This is a genomic window from Marinobacter halodurans (assembly GCF_004327985.1).
GTDB lineage: Bacteria > Pseudomonadota > Gammaproteobacteria > Pseudomonadales > Oleiphilaceae > Marinobacter_A > Marinobacter_A halodurans.
The window spans coordinates 75,782-96,296 of the sequence record NZ_SJDL01000017.1 but is presented as its reverse complement, the minus strand read 5'-3'; the positions used below and the strand labels follow the sequence as shown (position 1 = coordinate 96,296).

Here is a 20,515-nt window from a genome sequence, read left to right as displayed (position 1 = left end):
TCGGTGTAGGGCTGGCCGGAGGCATCGCCCTTGAAGCGGCCCGGGTAGTCGTAGTGCTCGTAGTCGCTGCGCTGGCTGTCCAGGTCCGCCGCATGGGCCTGGTGCATCAGGGCGTAGGCGGGGTTCCTGAAGGTGTAGTCCTTCAGGGCCACACCGGCGACGGAGACGGTCTCGGTGTAGCTGAACTGGAAGACGCAGGGGGTCTTGTGGGAACCGCCGGACGTGGCGTTGTAACCCACTTCCGGGAGTTGCGGGGCGTCCCGGTGGTGGTCGGCGATCACAATGGGCTGACCGGCGGTGGTCGGGTCAAAGCGGTAGTGCCAGCCTTCCTCGGCGGCAATGCGGGATAAAAACGCCAGATCCGTCTCCCGGTGCTGGACGCAGTATTCCCGTTCCTGGGGCGGGCGCTTGAGATCAAAGGTCTTGTCCACCAGCCCGCGCTCGTCCAGCAGGGTGCCGAGAATCACATCCGGCGTCTGCTGCTGGAAGATGCGGCTGTTGTGCATCAGCCCCAGGCGCCACAGGGCGGGTCGCACCTCGACTTCATAGCGGGTGCGGCGGTGGCCGCTGTCGCCCCGGCTGAAAGACGTCACCACGCCCTGGACGTTGCGCAGGGCCTGGCCGTCCTGCCAGATCACCAGTTCCATGCCCTGGTCCAGCACATCGCTGGCGGCGAGGTCGGCGAAGGTGCTGGCCAGCTTGAGGGTCAGTTTAAACGGTCGGGATAAGGCCTCCTTCAGCTCGAAGGCGGCCACGACAAAGGTATCGTCGGGCAACGACCCAAGGCGGGCCGTGAATTGCAAACCAGTATGATCACGCATCGTCTCTTCCTTGAACTTGAAAAGGAGTCGCACTCATCCTGAGCACGGTGACAACCTAAAACGAAGTCAACCATATCGGACGGGCCTAACCTTGGCAATAAGCACTATTTGCTCACAACAAACAGCAACGAAGTCAGTACGGCCCACCCCGCGAAGGCGGGGAACGGAGTGGCCGAGGAGTAAATATGGGAATTGGCAGCGGTCCCTCCGCGTGCCCACAGAGGGCGCGACCTCATGCTGTTCTGGATCACCTTCGGCATCAACCAGGTTTCAATCCACGCGCCCGCGGAGGGCGCGACCTGCGGGGCGGTATGGGTTCACGGCCGGGCAGGAGTTTCAATCCACGCGCCCGCGGAGGGCGCGACGCGCCCGGCAGGCCAACAGGCGCCGGTCACAAAAGTTTCAATCCACGCGCCCGCGGAGGGCGCGACATTTCCAGGGCCACCCGCACCTGATCCAACTTGTTGTTTCAATCCACGCGCCCGCGGAGGGCGCGACGAAGACGGTTTATGACTGGATTTCAGGCCGCAAGTTTCAATCCACGCGCCCGCGGAGGGCGCGACTCCGCCCAACGCGGGCCCGGGACGGGTGTTTTTAGTTTCAATCCACGCGCCCGCGGAGGGCGCGACGCTTTGACCGCGCGGTATCGAGGGCCAGATTCCAGTTTCAATCCACGCGCCCGCGGAGGGCGCGACTGAAGATCACCGCCAGCATGCTCCGCCAGCTCGAGGTTTCAATCCACGCGCCCGCGGAGGGCGCGACTCCATAGGTGACTGGTTCTGCCCGCCCTCATAAAGTTTCAATCCACGCGCCCGCGGAGGGCGCGACTAAATGGACCGACGCGGCCGGTAATGTCCACTTCGGTTTCAATCCACGCGCCCGCGGAGGGCGCGACGCCAGACGAAGAAGGGGGTCACCTTCAAGATCTGGTTTCAATCCACGCGCCCGCGGAGGGCGCGACCCGTGAGGGCGAGTTGTGCAGGCTGACGCGTTATGTTTCAATCCACGCGCCCGCGGAGGGCGCGACTCAATCCAACCCGCTGTTCCTGTGTACCCGCCCGTTTCAATCCACGCGCCCGCGGAGGGCGCGACGACCTGGCAGGTCCGCAGGGGAGGGGGCGAGCCCGCGTTTCAATCCACGCGCCCGCGGAGGGCGCGACCCCGCTATCGCATCGGCGAGATCCTCTCAATCAAGTTTCAATCCACGCGCCCGCGGAGGGCGCGACTGTCGCAGCTTCTGCCGTCTTCCCGCTTTTCGTGTTTCAATCCACGCGCCCGCGGAGGGCGCGACGCGAAAGACGCTCCGCAATCAGCCTGTCTTTCTGGTTTCAATCCACGCGCCCGCGGAGGGCGCGACTGGCCGCGCTGTATATGGGCTCCCTGCAGCATGTGTTTCAATCCACGCGCCCGCGGAGGGCGCGACACACAGGAACGCTCGAAAACGGCTATTTGGAGCTGTTTCAATCCACGCGCCCGCGGAGGGCGCGACCTGGATTTTGTCACCAAAACCAAACTGGCCTTTGTTTCAATCCACGCGCCCGCGGAGGGCGCGACACTACGTGTCACCGGGCAAGGATGCGACCTACCAGGTTTCAATCCACGCGCCCGCGGAGGGCGCGACACTGCGGTCAATATTCCGTCCTCTCGCTGCCGTAGTTTCAATCCACGCGCCCGCGGAGGGCGCGACTTTGGAAGGCCGGCCACTCCAGTTCCGTGGGCGAGTTTCAATCCACGCGCCCGCGGAGGGCGCGACCTACGCCAGGATGCGGGTACGCGAGTGTGGCCTGGTTTCAATCCACGCGCCCGCGGAGGGCGCGACGGTGGCGTCCATCCACTACGCGGCGCGCTACATGTTTCAATCCACGCGCCCGCGGAGGGCGCGACCCTGGCGGCCTATAACTGGGGGCCGGGCAACCTGTTTCAATCCACGCGCCCGCGGAGGGCGCGACTGATCTAACGGGGGCGTCATGGTCGAGTTTGTAGTTTCAATCCACGCGCCCGCGGAGGGCGCGACCCGCCCCGTCGAAATACCACCGCATGACCTACGTGTTTCAATCCACGCGCCCGCGGAGGGCGCGACTTGTCCCGTTCCAGGGCGCGGATTTGTTCCTTTTGGTTTCAATCCACGCGCCCGCGGAGGGCGCGACAGATGGACTGGGTACTACACCCCAATATCTTGTGGTTTCAATCCACGCGCCCGCGGAGGGCGCGACCTGGACAACTTCACGGCTTACCCCCTGGCTTTATGTTTCAATCCACGCGCCCGCGGAGGGCGCGACTCTGATCTAACGGGGGCGTCATGGTCGAGTTTGTAGTTTCAATCCACGCGCCCGCGGAGGGCGCGACTGGCCGGGTATGCCTGGTGCCCGCTGCCGTCCTTGTTTCAATCCACGCGCCCGCGGAGGGCGCGACTCGGGACAATCCGCGACACGATCGACGGCCTGATGTTTCAATCCACGCGCCCGCGGAGGGCGCGACGCCAGGCAGCGATCAACGAATTCAAAATATATCTGTTTCAATCCACGCGCCCGCGGAGGGCGCGACTGGTCCCGTTCGTGAAAGGCGGCGCGACCAACGAGTTTCAATCCACGCGCCCGCGGAGGGCGCGACGACCGACGTCGGCATTGAGGCAAAATGGGCCGGCGTTTCAATCCACGCGCCCGCGGAGGGCGCGACGCTTCCAATGCCTAACATCGAGATCACCACCAACGTTTCAATCCACGCGCCCGCGGAGGGCGCGACGGTCCCGTTCGTGAAAGGCGGCGCGACCAACGAGTTTCAATCCACGCGCCCGCGGAGGGCGCGACGCAGATCATCGACGCGATCGCGCAGGCCGAGGCGTTTCAATCCACGCGCCCGCGGAGGGCGCGACCAGTTTACGCGCCGCAAGATGGATCGGAGACCCGTTTCAATCCACGCGCCCGCGGAGGGCGCGACTTTGACAGCTGCGCGGTCGTCAGGGCGACGAGCCCGTTTCAATCCACGCGCCCGCGGAGGGCGCGACCGAGGATCAGCGAGTCGCCCTCGGTCTCCCATCGGTTTCAATCCACGCGCCCGCGGAGGGCGCGACGGGGATTCCACTGCCCCAACGGCTGGCGCCACTGGTTTCAATCCACGCGCCCGCGGAGGGCGCGACATCTTCCTCGCATTCCGAATAGCCTTACTCCCCAGTTTCAATCCACGCGCCCGCGGAGGGCGCGACCCGATGACGAGGCGCTAACGTCCGCAGACCGGGGTTTCAATCCACGCGCCCGCGGAGGGCGCGACGCTAAGCGGTAAGGCGCGGTATATCTGGATTTTAGGGTTTCAATCCACGCGCCCGCGGAGGGCGCGACATGGGTCGGCTTCACCGGTGATATCGGCCACGGTGTTTCAATCCACGCGCCCGCGGAGGGCGCGACGTTGTATTATAGTATTAGCCTGAGCAAATACTACTGTTTCAATCCACGCGCCCGCGGAGGGCGCGACGCCACTCAATGCCAAGATCTTGCACTTCCATCCGGTTTCAATCCACGCGCCCGCGGAGGGCGCGACCATAGTCGTAGGGGCTAATCACGCCCCTGCCCTGGTTTCAATCCACGCGCCCGCGGAGGGCGCGACTTGATTTTCTGCTCATGCATGTAGTCCAGTTCGCAGTTTCAATCCACGCGCCCGCGGAGGGCGCGACTACCCACGCTTAACAGCAGGGCGTCTCCGAACAGGTTTCAATCCACGCGCCCGCGGAGGGCGCGACCCCATGGCGCCAGGCAGAGCAGCAGCGCCTTGATGTTTCAATCCACGCGCCCGCGGAGGGCGCGACCGCCCCATCCTATCTTATTGACTTATAAACGACCAACCACTCCAAAACGCTATCCTAACCATTTCTGACGGCCTCTGACTGGAAAAAGTTTTACCTCATAAGAAAAAAGCCAGGCACCACAACAGCCCTGGCTTTTCGCTAACATTCCGGGTTTTTAATGAGCACCGCCGGTTAGCGTTCAAAGAATCATTGCGTCCCGGAATATATCGGGTGCAGGTTTGGCACCATGGTGTTCGATTCGGTTCTTCCAGTTTTTCCCCAGTTTATAAAACCGCAGGCTGTCCTTTTCTTCATCGAAAAGGCTCAGCAACCGGTCTTTGAAAAAAGTCCATTGGGCCGGATCAACTTCGCATTCGAAGACCGAGTATTGAACTCTCACTCCATAATCCAAACATGCTTTGGCAACTCTCCTCAGACGAGCGGATCCGCCAGTGTCTTCCAGAGAAATATCATATGTAACCAATACCATCATTGTAGGGTTCCTATCGGAGCACACAAGGTGGGTAACGTTCCAGATCGTTTCTCAGATGGCGGGCAAGCAACATCGCCTGTAGATGTGGAACAATCCCTATCGGCACTTTTTCCTTGAGAAACGGATGCATCACTTCCTGCTGCTTTCTTTCCTGATAGGCTACCAGCAACTGTTTACGCGCATCGTCAGACATCCTGACCGCACCAGAAGACTCCGTAATAAAGTCAGAGGCTTTCAGTTGTCTTCGATTGATCAGACTCAATACAAGCCTGTCCGCCAACCAGGGCCGAAATTCTTCCAGGAGATCCTGGGAAAGGCTATCTCGCCCTGGCCGATCTGCGTGCAAAAAACCAACCTGGGGGTCAAGCCCCACGCCATTCAAGGCTGCACTGATATCCTGCCCGAGAATGGCATAAACGAACGATAAAAGGGCGTTGACGGGGTCACGGGGTGGGCGGCGATTGCGCCCGGAAAATGGAAAGTCACCCCTTAGATTTTCATTGATGAGCTCTTCGAAAGCCGAAAAATACGTAGCTGCGGCGTCTCCCTCAATACCTCGAAGCGAATCCAGATTATCCACATATCGCGCCAGCCTGATGGATGCAGCCAAATGTTTGACAGCACGTTCCACCGAACCAGAAATTCCATGATTGCGCTGGTGGCGCAACAGGACATTCCGCGCACCGACCAGCTTTGCTGCCACCGATGAACGCGCAATTTCCAGCGCTGTCTTGCTATCTGCATGATATTGAGCTCGCCGGAGCAACACATTCCCGGCTTTTTTGCCCTGCAACCGGCCATAAAAACGGCCATACTCCGTGAAAAAGGCAAGGTTTACGCCCTTCTCCCCACAAAAGCCCATTAACGCTGGGGATACCAAAACATTGCCAAAGCAGAACAGCCCGGATACAGAATGAATCGGAACCTGCATCAGTTTCTGGCGCTCATGCTCAATGACAATAGTTTCACGCTCCTTGTGGACGTATGCGCCCTGCCGGGTGATATACAGACTGTTTTGAAGTTTTTTCACTGTGCATCCCCGTCATCGAACAGATCGTCGACGTAGTGGGCGCTTCGATCCCTGTTCAAAAGCTTTGGATTACAGAGGTCGAACAGGGAGCAAGCGTCACACTTTTTCGCATAAGCGGCCTTGGGAGTTTTACCGCTGGTGAGAAGGTCACGAACATCCGCAATCACCTGTCGGGCTTCGTCTCGCAATTGCTCAGTAAATGGAACATCATCCCGGTGACGGGTTTGCCAATACCACAATGATCCTGAATCCACTTGCTGACCACGCATCTCTTCAAGACACAACCCTTGAGCACAAAGCTGAATCCGGTCCCAGTTGTCTTGCTTTGGTTTACCTCTTTTGTATTCCACTGGTTTCATGGCCCTCGTTGCCAAGTCGATCTCAACGAGGTCCAACTTGCCGGTTATTCCAAGCGACTCCGCACTGACGAGAACGCCCCGCTCATACCGGATTCCCTTGCGGGTTTCCGGGTCTCCCCTATCCACCCTCTGATGCAACACTTGCCCCTGAGCCGTCAGCCAGTTTTCCGCCCATACCTGTTCATTGTGAATCAGGGCACATTGCCGGGGGCAGAAGGCGTAGTGTTGCAGCGCCGAGAGAGGTATGAGCTTTTCGTCCTGCATGTGCAGCGGGCCTTCGTCAGGCGGCGAACTGAATCACCTCGACTTCGTGGTTGAGCTTTACCGCTTCTTCTGCCATGACCAGAATCTTTCCGGAAATCTCTTCACTCAGGTAATACTCGCCGCAGTTTTCGCAAATGTCGGCAGGCACATTCTTGATAACAACGGTTGTTTCACCCCGGGTTAGGGCAACCGTTGTGGTTCCCGGGTGAATTTCACCCTGCTTGCAGATCAAACACTTCATCACGACCTCCTGCTTTTGAAGTCCTCGCTCCAGACGTCCTGAGTTGGGTAGTAGGCAGTTATCACGTAGCACGCACAGCTTTCAGTTTCCTGCGCGACAACCACGTGAATAGCTCTGTTGTTAACCCAACCAAGCCGAAGTTGACTGGGGTATGGTCGGTCATCCGGATAATCCATTATCATGTCACCAGCCTGGATAACATAGACAACTTCTTCGCTCGACAGGCCTCTCTCAAACATTCTTCTGAGGGCATGGCCCGTGTATGAAACAGACGAACATTGTCTCATCCCTGATCAAAACCCCTCTATGATTTCCGGAGCAAGTCCATCCAGCTCATCCAGGGATATCGTTCCGTCTTCACTGACTCTCAGTGACCGATGAACCTTTGCTGACGAGTATTGTCCGCCTTTACTCGCATGCTCCCACCAGATAACTTTTTCAACAGCCATACTCCCTTCCGGTCGGGCAGACGACGCATCGCCCTCAAAAAGCTTAGGCAACACCTGTTTAAATTTATCCGCATCTTCATCACTGAACCCAGTCCTTTCGGCGAGCTGAGGAGACATTGCACCAAAGGCAACGTATATCGAGTCGTCAACGCGGTGCTTCATGCCCATGGTATCGGCCCCACGCTTGCTGCCATCCCCTTCACCGCTCACGCTTTTTGTTATCTGCGAGCTTGTTATGCTGACCGGCTCAATACTAAAAGCAGGGTGGATCGACACTGGCCCACGAATAGGTATGGACACACCGTCTTTGGACTCCACCTTAAAAGCAAACAGTTGCCCGAAAGCCCGGACATCAAGCCATTTTTTACAAGCCTGGGCTGCCGTTTCCCCAGGCGCGCTTTTTTTGGCATTGAAAGCATCTTTGCCCAGGCCAAACTCATCGGATTCCGCACGATTTCGCAGACTGGTCATCCCATCTTGCTTCTTCTCATCCGACTGCACGAAGATAGCCTCACCCATCCCCTGAAGACGGTCACGGATTTTACGCTTCAGGCAAACGTCTGACACCTCGCCATACCCGTCATAATCCGTTCTCGGGCGGTTTCCATTCAACGGGTCACCATTGGGATTTGCGTTTTTTACTGAAAAAACAACCGCAAAATCAATTTTTCTGGACAGTGTACTCATTGCTCCATTCCTTCTTCCGTCGTGATCTCAGCCGTAGCCTTGGCAACCCATTGCCCGCCAGACAGTTTGTAGTCTTGTAACCACTTGCGCTGGCAATGAAACCCTAAAAGGTATTCACCACTCAGCCGCTTATCGCTATTGAACTCTTTGGGACTATCGAAGGCACAACAGATGCTGTCTAATATGGACTTGTATGCGCTCTCTAGTGCTGGCCTCTTACTTTTCAGTCTTTGCTGATACGGCACCAGCGCTTTTTCGATTGTCAGCCAGGTTGAGGCCGGCCGATCAGCAAATCTCTGCATCAGCCTACTCGCCTGAGTTGATCGTGCCGGTTCTGAGGCCACGAGCATGGCCATTTCCTCGATACGCTCCCCGACAGCCAGGAGGCGCCCATAGAGGTAATCCCTGGAGTGATATTCAGTATCTAAAGCCATGTTGTATTCTCTCCTGAATGGCTGCTTGGGGTGACGGGCATGGAACCCACGATACAAGGCGCAGGCAACACCCAGATTTCGCTCCCACTCCCATCGTTCAGAACTGTTCCGGTTGGATGCTCGCCGGACTGCCAGGTTCACGATATCCACAGGAATTTGTCGGCCCTCCGTTATCGAAGGCAACAGACGCTCGTAAAGACTTTTCTTCAGCGTCTCATTGCTCTTTATGACATCACCGTAGGCAGCATTCAGGATGGCCCAGGGTGAAGGGGCACTAATCGGCCATGTGATGACGGTTCGCTTGCTACGACCATTGCCTGGCATTTCTCGAGGTACCCGTTGTGGCCAGGCGAACTCCCGGTGCCAGGTTTCGATCTTTCCCAGGTACTCCTCAGCCATGAAGTCCCGATAATATGTAACAGCCATCCGCCCTGGGGTAGCTGAGTCCAGTGCCATAACCACAACACTTTCTATCGGATCGAGTTTTGCGCGGTAACCTGCCATATAACGACTTAAGGATTGCGCGAAACGTTGGCCGAGGTCTTTGGTCAGATCAATGACTGGATCATTGTCGGAGTCGTCCTGAGCATCAACGACGCCGAAATCAGTCAGATCAAATTCATGAGTGGGAGCGAGAAGTTCTGGAATCTGCTTGCCTGAGATGGCCCATGCAACCATTACCTGATCGCCGTTGCGATACCCTTGCCGTGATATGAGCCATCTGAGTGCATTGTGCGCTTTTTGAGTGGCCTCCAGGCTGACACCAGCGGCCTGTTCAGCATGATTGAACCGACCACGAAATGTGAAGCCCGCCGTATCGTTCGCGGATACAAGTTTAGCTTTATCGCCGGTGTGTCTCAGCTTGGCGGGATGGTTACTGGCGCGAGGTAACTGATCCCCCGAGATATAACACAGGTCTGGTTTACCGGCACTTCGCGCATTGTATTCAATCCAGCTTCTCTGAAGGCTCTCATCACGCCATGTTTGGGAATTTGCATCGCCTTCCGATTCAACAGTCCAGCAAACCAGTGCATTTCCCTGTTCCGTTTTTCCCTGCTCTTTTGGCAGCACCCTGAACAATCCGGGAATCTCTCCATCCTCAGTGGTCCAGTCACTACGCAGCTTTCCTGCTTCGTTCACCTGACATATACCTGACGCTACAAGATCCTGAATAACTGTTCTTTTTTCGGTGTAACGTAAAACTGCTATGGCCTTTGGGTGGGAGTACTCCGAGTTGCACCAATCCTCGAGTAACGAAATGTAACCATCAAAATAGGCTTTCTTCTTTCCGCCATAAGCTTGATAGTCGCCAGCCACATACTGAAGCTTGTCAGCTAATGGATGCGGCGCCTCGCCACTACTCCTGCCGGCGGAACTCTCCGTGGCAGGAAGAACGATCTGAGTCTTCTCCAGTACGCTGGCTCGTTTGAAATTGCCCTTATCATCCAGAACTATATTGATGTGGGCGTTCTGGAGGGTGTGGCTAATTGGCATCAATGCGTTACCGTCTGCGGTGGTAAGCTCCATACCCCTCTCGTAGGTTTCATGCAGCTTCGCCATCCAGCTCACAGGACCCCCTCCTGCTCTACCGGAAGAAAATTCACGTTTTCCTCAAAGTTCTTGGGCTTCATTTCCCGCACAAACCGGCGAATTTCACAGGCTTCCGGGCGCGGAAATTCAAGGACCCCCGTCTTCATCGTCGCGCGCCAAAACCTGCTATGAAGCTCATCAAAACCCGTTTCATCGGGGTAGTCGAATCCATGAAACATCAAACCAAAGCCCAACTCATCCAGATCATCGTAGGCACCCACACCGTCGCCAAAATCACACGGCTCGACATAGCCAGGACAATCTCTTACCCCAAGAAAAATATCCTGGCGCCCACCACGCTCAAGCATGCGTTTCGCAATGGCAAAATGTTTCCCATCTACCCGGTCATTGGCGAGTTCCGGGCGATGCTCGTTCCACTCAAAATGGGCTTCAACCTGATACTCTACGTCTCGCAGAAATGTGTAAATTGCCAGACTGTTGCCACCGCCCCAGACCAGTGGCTTGGTGCCTTTGGTCTGGGTCCGGACCGGTTTGATAACCCGAACCCGGTCCACAATCCATGTAATCGTCGGCTTCCAGTAAATCGACTTAAGAATTCCTTTTATCGCCTCGTATGTAGGGACATGATAAGAACACTTCTCCCCACCAATTTTGGTAACCGGATCAGTGAAAAGGGCATAGCGCCCCCAAACCCTGAAACTGATACTGTTTTGCATGTTGCAACTCCCGCGTTCTACACGCTCAGAAATGAATGGCTGGCCACCACTTCGGCGCTCACGCCAAAAGCTTCGCTATAATGTTCTTCTTTCAGATAATAGATACCGTAGCCTTCCTGAATTTCATGTAGTGCCCCCACCTCCCGCAGTTTCGTAAACACGTTCGGAAACAGATTGACACTGAACTGCTGTGCATCACGAAGCCTTCGGTAGTAGGTTCCCGGATCAAACTCTTTCCCTATACCGCACAGATCGTTAATCAGTGCAATGCCTTCTCCGTATGGCACGATGACCCCCTCAGTGGGTGCATCAATCGCCTTAAACTGTCTTGCTGCCTCTTGGAAAGAGTGCTTCATGAGAGGTATTCGTCCCGCACGTCCGGGATACTCGGCATTGCAGCCGCAATTTGCGCTCAGCAGATTCAAAATGCTTGTTTCTCTCCCCACCTGTTTGGCCGTCAACGGATAAGCCATTTCACCAGCCCGGTTGAAAAAGTAATATTCAAAATATCGATTCATTGCTGCTGGCGCGAGAAAGTCGTCATGTGCCTCTGACAGCACCCGGTGGGCCATTTCCTTACCTACCTGAATATCCTCAAGCATGCCGGTGGTTTCATGATCCGGGTTAACGACATACACATGCCCTTTTCGCAGGTTGCCGGCATCATCTTTCAATCGGCCATTTCGATTGCACCTTCCGGCAGCCTGGGCAATCGAATCTAGCCCAGCTACAAAACGGATAACGCAGGCAAAATCTATATCAACCCCGGCTTCTATAAGCTGCGTACTAACACAGAGAACCGGTAACCCCTCGTCAAGACGGGATCGAATCACGCCAAACATTTGCTTGCGATGGGCGGGGCACTGGTTCGTGCTCAGGTGAAACAGAGCCTCTGAGCCCACATGCTCCTTACAGGCTTCGTAAACCGACTTGGCCCAGGCTTTGGTATTCACGATCAGTAGGCAACTGCCGACGATCTGGTACTGCTCCATAATTAACTCGGAAACTTCATTCAGTGACCAACCGCCCGGCTTGCATGCGTTGTCGATATTAACCCGGCTAAGGGCCTCAAAGCTCTCAGCAACATTGCCCGCCAGCTCATTATCATCGGGGATAACAAGCTGGCCCTGGTCCGGATTCCTCAACTGGTTCAGAAGCGGCTGAGTCGCCGTACACAAAACAGCCGTGGTGCGACAATGGTCCACCAGAAAATTCACCGCATTGCAGAACAGGTGGACGCAGTTAACCGGCAAGGTCTGTATTTCGTCGAAGACCAGCACAGTGTTTGCGAGCTGGTGGAGCCGACGAACACTCCGGGTTCCCCCACTAAACAAGGTCTCCAGAAATTGCACCATGGTAGTCAGAACAATCGGTGCGTCCCAATTCTCTGAAACCAGTTTGCTCTGCCATGTTTGTTGCTCCGGCTCCAGGTTCGAGTGGTGTTCCAGCACCCAGGGAAAGTCATCGGAATCACGCTCAATTAGATCCCTGATCGCCTGGGCGTTTTGTTCAATGATGGACGTATAAGGAATGATGTAGATAATCCGGTCCAGACCGTGGTTCTGGGCGTGATGCAGTGCATACCTCAGGCTGGCATAGGTTTTCCCACCACCTGTCGGGACTGTCAATGTGTATATGCCTTGCTTACCTGCAGCTCGAGACCGGCAGTTTTCTGATATTTCGCTTCGAAGTTCATCAACATGGTTCCTAGCCGACAAGAGCGCCAACTTTTCCTCCAGCCGGCCAATCGCTATCGGCCATGATTGATTACCTACCCTGGCTTCACGCTCGACAACTCTTTCCGGCATTTCAAATTCGGCGCTATTCAGTCTGTCGGCATCAATCAAGCAACTGAGCAGAAAGCGAGTCAGGAAGCCGATTCTGAAATGTTCGGCGATCGTGAAACCCTCGCGCCTTCCTCTGTCGAAATCAGCAAGATTCTGGAGCTTGCCAAACAATTCCTTTACCAACCCAACATCCGCCAAAGCCTTGATCTGCTCAATAAGCTCCTTGTCTGCGCTGGCATCGCATTCCGAAACATGGGTTTTTGCTTCAGGCTTTGCCATTCGCTCGCTGAAAACAAGCCTGTCGTTCCGGTCGACACAATCAATCAGGCCACTATGATGGGAAGCTATACAGAGCGCGAGTATCTGACCGCAGAGCTCTCCCTGACCAGCACCGCCAAACACCCTCATTTTCTTCCACAGCCATTGAGCTCCCGCACTGGAGTGATCAATCTTTCCTTTCAGTGAAACTGCATCGACGTAATCGTCATCATCCCTGTCGTAATCGCCTGTTGCCGATTTGATATAGTTCTGAAACTGTGAACTGTATTTCCCGAAATCATGTAGGAGACCAATCAGTCGTCCCGCACCTTCTAGGCCTATCTTCCGAGCAAACTCTTCAGCAAGGTCACCGACTTCCTGCAGGTGCTCGTACACTGATTGGTCAGCTCCGTCAGTTTGCCGTTTGTGGGCCATATACTTTGTATTCTTCAAACGACACCTGCCTCGCAAAGTTTAAAACATGCTAGTGAGCCTACATTGGCTACTGCACCAATCCCCGCACCACTGTCCAAATTAACAGTACAGGCCAGCCATCTTTCTTACCCGCTCAACCACCTCGTCCCTCAATTCCCCCGGCCCCATCACCTCCACATCCGCCCCATAGCGCAGGATATCCATCACCAGTTCCCGCGTGTCCGCGTATGGGACTTCCAGGTGGAAGCCATCGCTCCGCCACTCACCACTCTGGTCCGGATGCCACTGCTCATCGGCAACCCACTGTGCGGCGTGGTCCGAAAACCTCAGGTGGGCGATGCCCTTTGGCTCGCCACCGAATATGCCGAAGCTGGAGGAGGTGTACGCATCCAGGTCAGCGGCAGCCACCGGGATAGCCGCTTCATCGAGGATGTCGGGGTGTGAGATTCGGTCGAGCGAAAAAAGACGCAGGGCTGCGGCCTGCTCACAGTGAGCCAGCAGGTACCAGTTTGAGCGGTAATGGAGCAGGCGCTGAGGGTGAACACGGCGCCGGGTCGCGCTCGCGTTCGAGCGGCCGTGATAACTGATGTCCAACACTTTGGCGCAAAGCGTGGCTTCAGCCACGGGGTCAAAAACCCGTCGGGCCGAGTTGCGCACCTGCATAGGCTGAACCTGGATGCGTTCGCTGATGCGCTCTGCATCATGGCCCGTTTCGCCGAGCAGATGACGAATGCGCTCTTTCAATGGGGCCAACCGGTGCGCCATCATCCCGGGTTGGACAGCCTCCAGCAATTGCTCACAGGCCAACAGGGCATAGAGTTCGCCGGGATTCATCCAGAAGCCGGGCAGTTCGAATACCGGCGCCTCAGGATCGTATTCGTGACCGTTGCGCTCGCGGTTATAGACCAGCGGCGCACCCAAGGTGTCACGCAGATATTCAAAGTCGCGGGTGAGTGTATTGCGGGAGGCTTCCAGCGCCTGCGTAAATCGACGCATAGGTACGGGATGACGGGCACTGCGGAGAATATCGTGTATACGGTAAATGCGGTCGAAACGGCTCAAGTCAGCGTCCTTATAGCAATTCAAGTCCCTTTCAAGCAACAAAAAGCGTAGCCTCTATGGTCATGGGGTGCCACTGCAGCAGATCGGAAGAAACAACGCATCAAGGAGATACCCCTGATCATCATGGTTGAGCTTGTAGAAACGCTGCCCTGCGCAGGGCTCACCCGACACCGGCAATCATGTCGCGTTTAAAGTCTGTCCAAATCTCGCAGTTTACGTTAAGGTCAACTTCGCGCCCGTCCAGACGGTTTTACCCAAACCCGATGCGCGGGCGTATAAGAGCTATCCTGATGGTCAGAGTGTGAGGACGCCGTATGGCCCATGCACCTGCGGTCGGAGAAAGCTCAACTGACAACGGTGCCCTCACAAGGGGCATTTTGTTCCTCAAGCCATTACCCCAGGAAGAGGACTATGACAACAACAAAATCCAAGGTTGTTTACTCTCCGGTGTTTACCGACGGTGCGGAATTCCGGATTCCCACCTTCAAGCTCCTGAAACAGGACGGCACGCTCTACAAGGGCGGCAAGAAGCCGGACCTCGACAAGGACAAAGCCCTTCGCATCTACAAGGCGATGGTGATGACCCGCGTACTGGACGAGCGCATGCTCGCCGCCCAGCGCCAGGGCCGCCTGAGCTTTTACATGCAGTGCACGGGTGAGGAAGCCGCCGTGATCGGCAGTGCCGCCGCCCTGGACGACGCCGACATGATCATGGCGCAGTACCGGGAGCAAGGCGCCCTGGCCTATCGCGGCTTTACCATCGATGAGTTCATGAACCAGCTGTTCGGCAATGAACTGGACTACGGCAAGGGCCGTCAGATGCCGGTTCACTACGGATCGAGCAAGCTCAACTACATGACCATCTCCTCTCCGCTGGCCACCCAGATTCCCCAGGCCACCGGCTATGCCTACGGGCAGAAGCTGGCCGGCGACGGCCATTGCACCATCACCTATTTCGGCGAGGGCGCCGCCTCCGAAGGCGACTTCCATGCCGCGCTGAACATGGCCGCCGTCCATCGGGTGCCAGTCATCTTCCTGTGCCGTAACAACGGTTACGCCATCTCTACCCCGGCCACCGAGCAGTTTGCCGCCGACGGTGTGGCGCCGCGAGCCTATGGCTACAAGATGGATGTCATCCGGGTCGACGGTAACGACATCCTGGCCGTCCATGAAGCCACCAAGGCCGCCCGCAAGCTGGCCGTCGAGGAAAACCGGCCGGTGCTGGTGGAGACCATGACCTATCGCCTGGCCGCTCACTCCTCCTCGGACGACCCGTCCGGCTACCGAAGCAAGGATGAGGAAGCGGTCTGGCGCGAAAAAGACCCGATCCTGCGCATGCAGCGCTGGCTGATGAAGCACAAGTGGTGGAGCGAGGACGAAGAAAAGCAGCTACAGGAAAGCCTCCGCAAGGAAGTGCTGGAAACCATGAAGCGCGCCCAGAAGCGCCCGCCACCCCCGCTCGAATCCCTCGTCACCGATGTGTATGACGAGGTCCCTCCGTCCCTGAACCGTCAGTTCGAGAAGCTGAAGGCGCATATCCGCAAGTATCCGGACGCCTATCCGAAGAGCGCCGGCGCGGTATCAGAGACCAAGAAAGGAGGGGCGTAACATGGCCAAGATGAACATGCTGCAGGCCATCAACGATGCCCTCGACATCGCGATGGCGGCCAATGACCGGGTGCTGTGTTTCGGTGAGGACGTCGGTGTCTTTGGCGGTGTCTTCCGGGCCACCAGCCACCTGCAACAGAAGTACGGCAAGGACCGCTGTTTCAATACCCCGCTGGTGGAACAGGGCATCATCGGCTTCGCCAACGGCCTGGCGGCCCAGGGCGCCACGCCGGTGGCCGAAATCCAGTTTGCGGACTACATCTTCCCGGCTTTCGACCAGATCGTGAACGAGTCGGCCAAGTACCGCTACCGCTCCGGCAACCTGTTCAACGTGGGCGGTTTGACGATTCGGGCGCCCTATGGCGGCGGGATCGCCGGCGGTCTGTATCACTCCCAGTCGCCGGAAGCCTACTTTGCCCACACCCCCGGCCTGAAAATCGTCGTGCCCCGCAACCCGCACCAGGCCAAGGGCCTGCTGCTGGCGTCGATCCACGATCCCAACCCGACCCTCTTCTTCGAACCCAAACGCCTGTACCGGGCGTCGGTCGGCGAGGTTCCGGAAGGGGAATACGAGCTGCCGCTGAGCGAGGCCGAGATCGTCAAGGAAGGCACCGATATCACGGTCCTGGGCTGGGGCGCGCAAATGGAGGTGATCGAACAGGCGGTCGAACAGGCCGAGAAAGAAGGCATCTCCTGCGAAGTCATCGACCTGCGTACCATCCTGCCCTGGGATGTGGAAACCGTGGCGCAATCGGTGCTGAAGACCGGTCGCCTGGTGGTCACTCATGAGGCGCCGCTGACCGGCGGCTTTGCCGGCGAAATCGCCGCCACCATCCAGGAACGCTGCTTCCTGTATCTGGAATCCCCCATCGCGCGGGTCACCGGGATGGATACGCCCTTCCCGTTGGTGCTGGAAAAAGAGCACCTGCCCAATCACCTGAAGGTCTACGAGGCCATCAGGGAAAGCGTTGATTTCTAGATCGGTTCCAGCACAGGAGAGTAACCATGAGTGATTTTATTCTGCCCGATATCGGCGAAGGTATCGTGGAGTGCGAGCTGGTCAAATGGCTGGTCAGCGAAGGCGACATCATCGAAGAGGACCAGCCGGTGGCCGAAGTCATGACCGACAAGGCGCTGGTGGAAATCCCCGCCCCCTACAAGGGTCGCGTGACGCGTCTGTATCATCAGGAAGGCGACATCGCCAAGGTCCACGCGCCGCTGTTTGAGCTGGTGGAAGTGGACGGCGACAACGCCCCGGCACCGGAAAAAGCCGAGGCGACGGAGACGGCCGCACCGGCCGCCGAAGCCGAACACCAGGGCGAAACCGCGCCGTCCGCCGACGGCGAGACCGAGGACTTTATCCTGCCGGATATCGGCGAGGGCATCGTCGAGTGCGAAGTGGTGGAATGGCGCATTGCCGAGGGTGACGAGATCGAGGAAGACCAGCCGGTGGTCGACGTCACCACCGACAAGGCCATGGTGGAGATCACCGCCCCCAAGGCCGGCCGCGTTACCCAGCTGTATTACCAGGCGGGCGAGCTGGCCCGGGTCCACTCCCCACTGTTCGCGTTCGTGCCCCGTGACCGGGAGGAGGATAGTGAAGCGCCCCGGGCCGAGTCCCGCCCCCAGGCCGCTGAACCGGCACCGGCGAGCAAGGCGCCCGCCCCGGCAAAATCCGGCGAACGCCCGCGCATCCCGGCCAGTCCGGCCGTCCGGCGCCTGGTCCGGGAGCACGAGCTGACGCTGGCCGACATTCCGGGAACCGGCAAGGACGGCCGCGTGCTCAAGGCCGACGTGCTGAACCACCTGGAAAATCCCCAGCCTTCTGCTCACGAGGCCGCCACTGCAGCAGCCACGGAAGACAAGCCCCAGGCCCGTCGCGCCGGCACCGCCCCAAAAGAGGTGCGCGTCGAACCGATCCGGGGCATGCAGGCGGTCATGGCCAAGCGCATGGTGGAATCGGCGTCGACCATTCCCCACTTCAATTTCAGTGAGGACATCGACGTCACCGACCTGCTGGCCCTGCGCCAACAGCTCAAGCCGGAGGCCGAGGCCCGCGGCAGCCGCCTGACGCTGATGCCGTTCATCATGAAAGCCATGGCGCTGGCGATCCAGGAGTATCCAATCTTCAACAGCCAGATCAACGAGGAGGTCACCGAAATCCACTACCAGCCGCAGTGCAACATCGGCATGGCCGTGGACAGCAAGGTCGGCCTGATCGTCCCCAACGTCAAGGGCTGCGAGCAACTGACCCTGCTGGAGATTGCGGATGAGGTCGCGCGCCTGACCGAGGCAGCCCGATCCGGGCGCGTGAGCCAGGAGGACCTGAAGGGCGGCACCATCACCATCTCCAACATCGGTGCGCTGGGCGGCACCTACGCCGCACCCATCATCAACGCGCCGGAAGTGGCGATCGTGGCCCTGGGCCGGACCCAGCACCTGCCGCGCTTCGACGCCCATGGCCAGGTGGTGGAACGGGCGATCATGACCACCAGTTGGGGCGGCGATCACCGCATCATCGACGGCGGCACCATGGCCCGCTTCAGTAACCTCTGGAAGCGCTACCTGGAGTCACCGCAAACCATGTTGCTTCATCTCGGCTGATGAGGCCTGATAACCGCTGATGGTGTGTTGCCCCGGCCACTGAGCCGGGGCCCTGGAGAAGCCCCGAATGTCGCAACAGGCCCAACTGCAACAGTTCTACATCCCGGAAGAGCAGTCGATCTACCTGCTCAGCCAGGACGATGCCAAAAAGCTGAAGGACTGGGTGGCGCTGTGTACCGACCAGCTCCGCCAGTTGGGCTATCGCGACATCGAGATGATCGGCAAGGGCGCCTATGGCTTTGTCTTTTCCGGGCGACTCGCCCTGGAAGGCGCGCGTGACCTGGAGCACGTTTTCAAGTTCACGCGCGTCAACCTGCCCCGGCACCTGCAGGACCGGCTTGAGGATGAAGCCTATATCCTCGAACAGGTCGAGCACCCCCGCGTGCCGCGACTGATTGCCTTCCAGCGCGCCCGCAACCAGCCCATCCTGGTGATGGAACGGGCGCCCGGGATCAACCTGGAAGAAGTGTCCCTGCGCGAGGGCCGCCTGCGGCCGCGCCTGGTAATGCGCATCGCCGACCAACTGGCCGATATCCTGCGCAACCTGCGCCTGGAGTCCGGTCCCGCCGGCCGCCCCATCGTCCATGGCGACATCAAGCCTTCCAATCTCGTCTTCGACGCCGAGACCGAGAACATCGCCCTGATCGACTGGGGGTCTGCCGTGTACGCACAGTTGGACGCCAACCAGCAGTTCGTCACCGCCAACGTCATGGAGCTGATGTCCGATAACCTCCAGCAGACCAACGCGCGCCTGGGAGACGTCTACTTTATCGGCGAGGAACAGCTCCACGGCGGGCTGTCGTCGCCGCGCTTCGACGAACAGGGCGCCGCCGGGACGCTCTATGCCCTGGCCTCCGGTCAGTCCTGCCGCTTCGGCCATCGGGCCATTCCGGCCACGTCGCTGGGGTTACCCATGGAGTTTGCGCGTATGCTCGACGGCCTGCTCGACCCGGATCCGGACACGCGCCGCAAGGCCGGTGACTACTACCTCCGGGAAATGCCGCGGATGGCGCGCACCGTCATGATCGACCTGCCGGATTCGCCGCCCAGCCCGATGGTGCCCGTCTGGACCCGCCACTCCGACCGGGAGATCGATACGGTCGTCTACAGCTCGCGCAAGGCGTTCCTGCGCGAGGAAGGCGCCCCGGAAACCCTGAGCGACGTCAACGATGTGCAGCTGGACCGCTACTACAAGAACTTCATGCAGGGCATGGGGGAAACCGAAAAGGCCTTCCTCGCCGCGGTGAGCCGACTCGGCCAGTACCCGGTGGAGGGCGGCCTGGCGATTCGCTGGGAAACCGAGGGTATCTACGTCGATACGTCCCTGAACCTGCACGATCCGTCGCTGCGGGACGCGTTCGTCACGGCGGTGAACAACATGGTCAGTCTGGCCCAGGCCATCTACCGGCAGGGGATCTTCAAGAGCTGCCTGTTCAACGCCCGCGACACCCTGCACATCGACCGGGACGATCCCGACCAGCCCTTCCGGATCACACCGGAGATGCAGTTGCCCTACGAGGTCAGCGCCGCCCCGGAGATCGAGGACGACTCGCGGGTCCATTCCTACTTCGAGGACGGCCCGGACCCGGAGGAGTTCCTGGTCCTGCCGGACACCATCATCCAGGCCCTGGAAGCCCTGAACACGATCCACCACACCGGCATGATCATCTTCGAGGCCCTGCCCCGGCACCTGAAGATCCACAGCCACTACCGGCTGCTGGATCCCGACCGGGAGGCGGAATTCCGCCGGTACCTGGACGATATCCTGTCCGCCGTCGACCAGATCACCGGGCTGGGCGTGTCCGGCTTCATGAAGATGCCCTACAAGGACACGCGCTTCTTCCCCCACATCGAGCGCCTGCCGGACCGTTACTACCCAAAAAATCCAAGGGCTGAAAAAGCCTGATACCATCTGCGCAATGTCCCAAATTTTCCCTT

At 58.3% G+C, this 20,515-nt stretch carries 15 protein-coding genes and 1 CRISPR repeat array; of the genes, 4 read left to right on the top strand and 11 right to left on the bottom strand.

The genetic code is table 11. The features are described from left to right. The 11 genes from tssI to EZI54_RS12175 all read right to left on the bottom strand — a co-directional run. Positions 1-821 (bottom strand): type VI secretion system tip protein TssI/VgrG (gene tssI, locus EZI54_RS12225; RefSeq protein WP_131482171.1); only part of this gene is annotated, 821 nt, incomplete at its 3' end. A gap of 267 nt (positions 822-1,088) precedes the next feature. Further along, positions 1,089-4,620: a CRISPR direct-repeat array (repeat unit 32 nt; unit sequence GTTTCAATCCACGCGCCCGCGGAGGGCGCGAC). A gap of 178 nt (positions 4,621-4,798) precedes the next feature. Continuing rightward, positions 4,799-5,092 carry a CRISPR-associated endonuclease Cas2 gene (cas2, locus tag EZI54_RS12220; protein ID WP_131482170.1) on the bottom strand — a complete coding sequence of 98 codons (294 nt, stop codon included), beginning with the start codon at positions 5,090-5,092 and terminating at the stop codon, positions 4,799-4,801. 10 nt (positions 5,093-5,102) lie between these two features. Further along, complete coding sequence (gene cas1c, locus EZI54_RS12215) at positions 5,103-6,122, bottom strand: type I-C CRISPR-associated endonuclease Cas1c (protein ID WP_131482169.1); 1,020 nt, start codon at positions 6,120-6,122, stop codon at positions 5,103-5,105. Further along, positions 6,119-6,745 (bottom strand): CRISPR-associated protein Cas4, encoded by a 627-nt coding sequence (gene cas4, locus EZI54_RS12210; protein WP_131482168.1) that lies wholly within the window; start codon positions 6,743-6,745, stop codon positions 6,119-6,121. The genes cas1c and cas4 overlap by 4 nt, the downstream gene beginning before the upstream one ends. A 16-nt stretch (positions 6,746-6,761) precedes the next feature. After that, a complete protein-coding gene (locus tag EZI54_RS12205; RefSeq protein WP_131482167.1) occupies positions 6,762-6,986 on the bottom strand; it encodes a type II toxin-antitoxin system MqsA family antitoxin in 225 nt (74 codons plus the stop codon). Further along, entirely contained in the window at positions 6,986-7,273 is a 288-nt protein-coding gene (locus EZI54_RS25440; RefSeq protein ID WP_131482166.1) for a DUF4258 domain-containing protein, read from the bottom strand. Before EZI54_RS25440 ends, EZI54_RS12205 begins: the two co-directional genes overlap by 1 nt. 6 nt (positions 7,274-7,279) lie before the next feature. After that, positions 7,280-8,122, bottom strand: a complete 843-nt coding sequence (gene cas7c, locus EZI54_RS12195; RefSeq protein ID WP_131482165.1) for a type I-C CRISPR-associated protein Cas7/Csd2 — start codon at positions 8,120-8,122, stop codon at positions 7,280-7,282. Next, the gene (cas8c, locus tag EZI54_RS12190) at positions 8,119-10,116 is read right to left on the bottom strand and encodes a type I-C CRISPR-associated protein Cas8c/Csd1 (protein WP_242674446.1); all 1,998 of its coding nucleotides are present in this window, start codon (positions 10,114-10,116) and stop codon (positions 8,119-8,121) included. The genes cas7c and cas8c overlap by 4 nt, the downstream gene beginning before the upstream one ends. 5 nt (positions 10,117-10,121) lie before the next feature. Then, positions 10,122-10,823, bottom strand: coding sequence for a type I-C CRISPR-associated protein Cas5c (cas5c, locus tag EZI54_RS12185; protein ID WP_131482163.1), 702 nt, complete (start codon positions 10,821-10,823; stop codon positions 10,122-10,124). A gap of 17 nt (positions 10,824-10,840) precedes the next feature. Next, the gene (gene cas3, locus EZI54_RS12180; RefSeq protein WP_207389205.1) at positions 10,841-13,264 is read right to left on the bottom strand and encodes a CRISPR-associated helicase Cas3'; all 2,424 of its coding nucleotides are present in this window, start codon (positions 13,262-13,264) and stop codon (positions 10,841-10,843) included. A gap of 138 nt (positions 13,265-13,402) precedes the next feature. Further along, entirely contained in the window at positions 13,403-14,365 is a 963-nt protein-coding gene (locus EZI54_RS12175; RefSeq protein ID WP_131482161.1) for a helix-turn-helix transcriptional regulator, read from the bottom strand. A 411-nt stretch (positions 14,366-14,776) separates the two neighbouring features. On the opposite strand from EZI54_RS12175, the gene EZI54_RS12170 reads away from it, so the two are divergent. The 4 genes from EZI54_RS12170 (at position 14,777) to EZI54_RS12155 (ending at position 20,483) form a co-directional block, all read left to right on the top strand. Further along, positions 14,777-15,973 carry a thiamine pyrophosphate-dependent dehydrogenase E1 component subunit alpha gene (locus tag EZI54_RS12170; protein WP_123632775.1) on the top strand — a complete coding sequence of 399 codons (1,197 nt, stop codon included), beginning with the start codon at positions 14,777-14,779 and terminating at the stop codon, positions 15,971-15,973. A 1-nt stretch (position 15,974) separates the two neighbouring features. Further along, positions 15,975-16,952, top strand: a complete 978-nt coding sequence (locus tag EZI54_RS12165) for an alpha-ketoacid dehydrogenase subunit beta (RefSeq protein ID WP_131482160.1) — start codon at positions 15,975-15,977, stop codon at positions 16,950-16,952. A gap of 26 nt (positions 16,953-16,978) precedes the next feature. Beyond that, a complete protein-coding gene (locus EZI54_RS12160) occupies positions 16,979-18,577 on the top strand; it encodes a dihydrolipoyllysine-residue acetyltransferase (RefSeq protein ID WP_131482159.1) in 1,599 nt (532 codons plus the stop codon). Between the two features lie 67 nt (positions 18,578-18,644). Beyond that, positions 18,645-20,483, top strand: a complete 1,839-nt coding sequence (locus EZI54_RS12155) for a protein kinase domain-containing protein (protein WP_131482158.1) — start codon at positions 18,645-18,647, stop codon at positions 20,481-20,483. Positions 20,484-20,515: the final 32 nt, after the last annotated feature.

Excerpts from the sequence above, each read along its gene's own strand:
- EZI54_RS12170 (WP_123632775.1), top strand. The coding sequence starts at position 14,777 with ATGACAACAACAAAATCCAAGGTTGTTTACTCTCCGGTGTTTACCGAC.
- cas8c (WP_242674446.1), bottom strand. The coding sequence starts at position 10,116 with ATGGCGAAGCTGCATGAAACCTACGAGAGGGGTATGGAGCTTACCACC.
- EZI54_RS25440 (WP_131482166.1), bottom strand. The coding sequence starts at position 7,273 with ATGAGACAATGTTCGTCTGTTTCATACACGGGCCATGCCCTCAGAAGA.
- cas7c (WP_131482165.1), bottom strand. The coding sequence starts at position 8,122 with ATGAGTACACTGTCCAGAAAAATTGATTTTGCGGTTGTTTTTTCAGTA.
- EZI54_RS12160 (WP_131482159.1), top strand. The coding sequence starts at position 16,979 with ATGAGTGATTTTATTCTGCCCGATATCGGCGAAGGTATCGTGGAGTGC.
- cas2 (WP_131482170.1), bottom strand. The coding sequence starts at position 5,092 with ATGATGGTATTGGTTACATATGATATTTCTCTGGAAGACACTGGCGGA.
- cas5c (WP_131482163.1), bottom strand. The coding sequence starts at position 10,823 with ATGCAAAACAGTATCAGTTTCAGGGTTTGGGGGCGCTATGCCCTTTTC.
- EZI54_RS12205 (WP_131482167.1), bottom strand. The coding sequence starts at position 6,986 with ATGAAGTGTTTGATCTGCAAGCAGGGTGAAATTCACCCGGGAACCACA.
- EZI54_RS12165 (WP_131482160.1), top strand. The coding sequence starts at position 15,975 with ATGGCCAAGATGAACATGCTGCAGGCCATCAACGATGCCCTCGACATC.
- EZI54_RS12155 (WP_131482158.1), top strand. The coding sequence starts at position 18,645 with ATGTCGCAACAGGCCCAACTGCAACAGTTCTACATCCCGGAAGAGCAG.
- cas4 (WP_131482168.1), bottom strand. The coding sequence starts at position 6,745 with ATGCAGGACGAAAAGCTCATACCTCTCTCGGCGCTGCAACACTACGCC.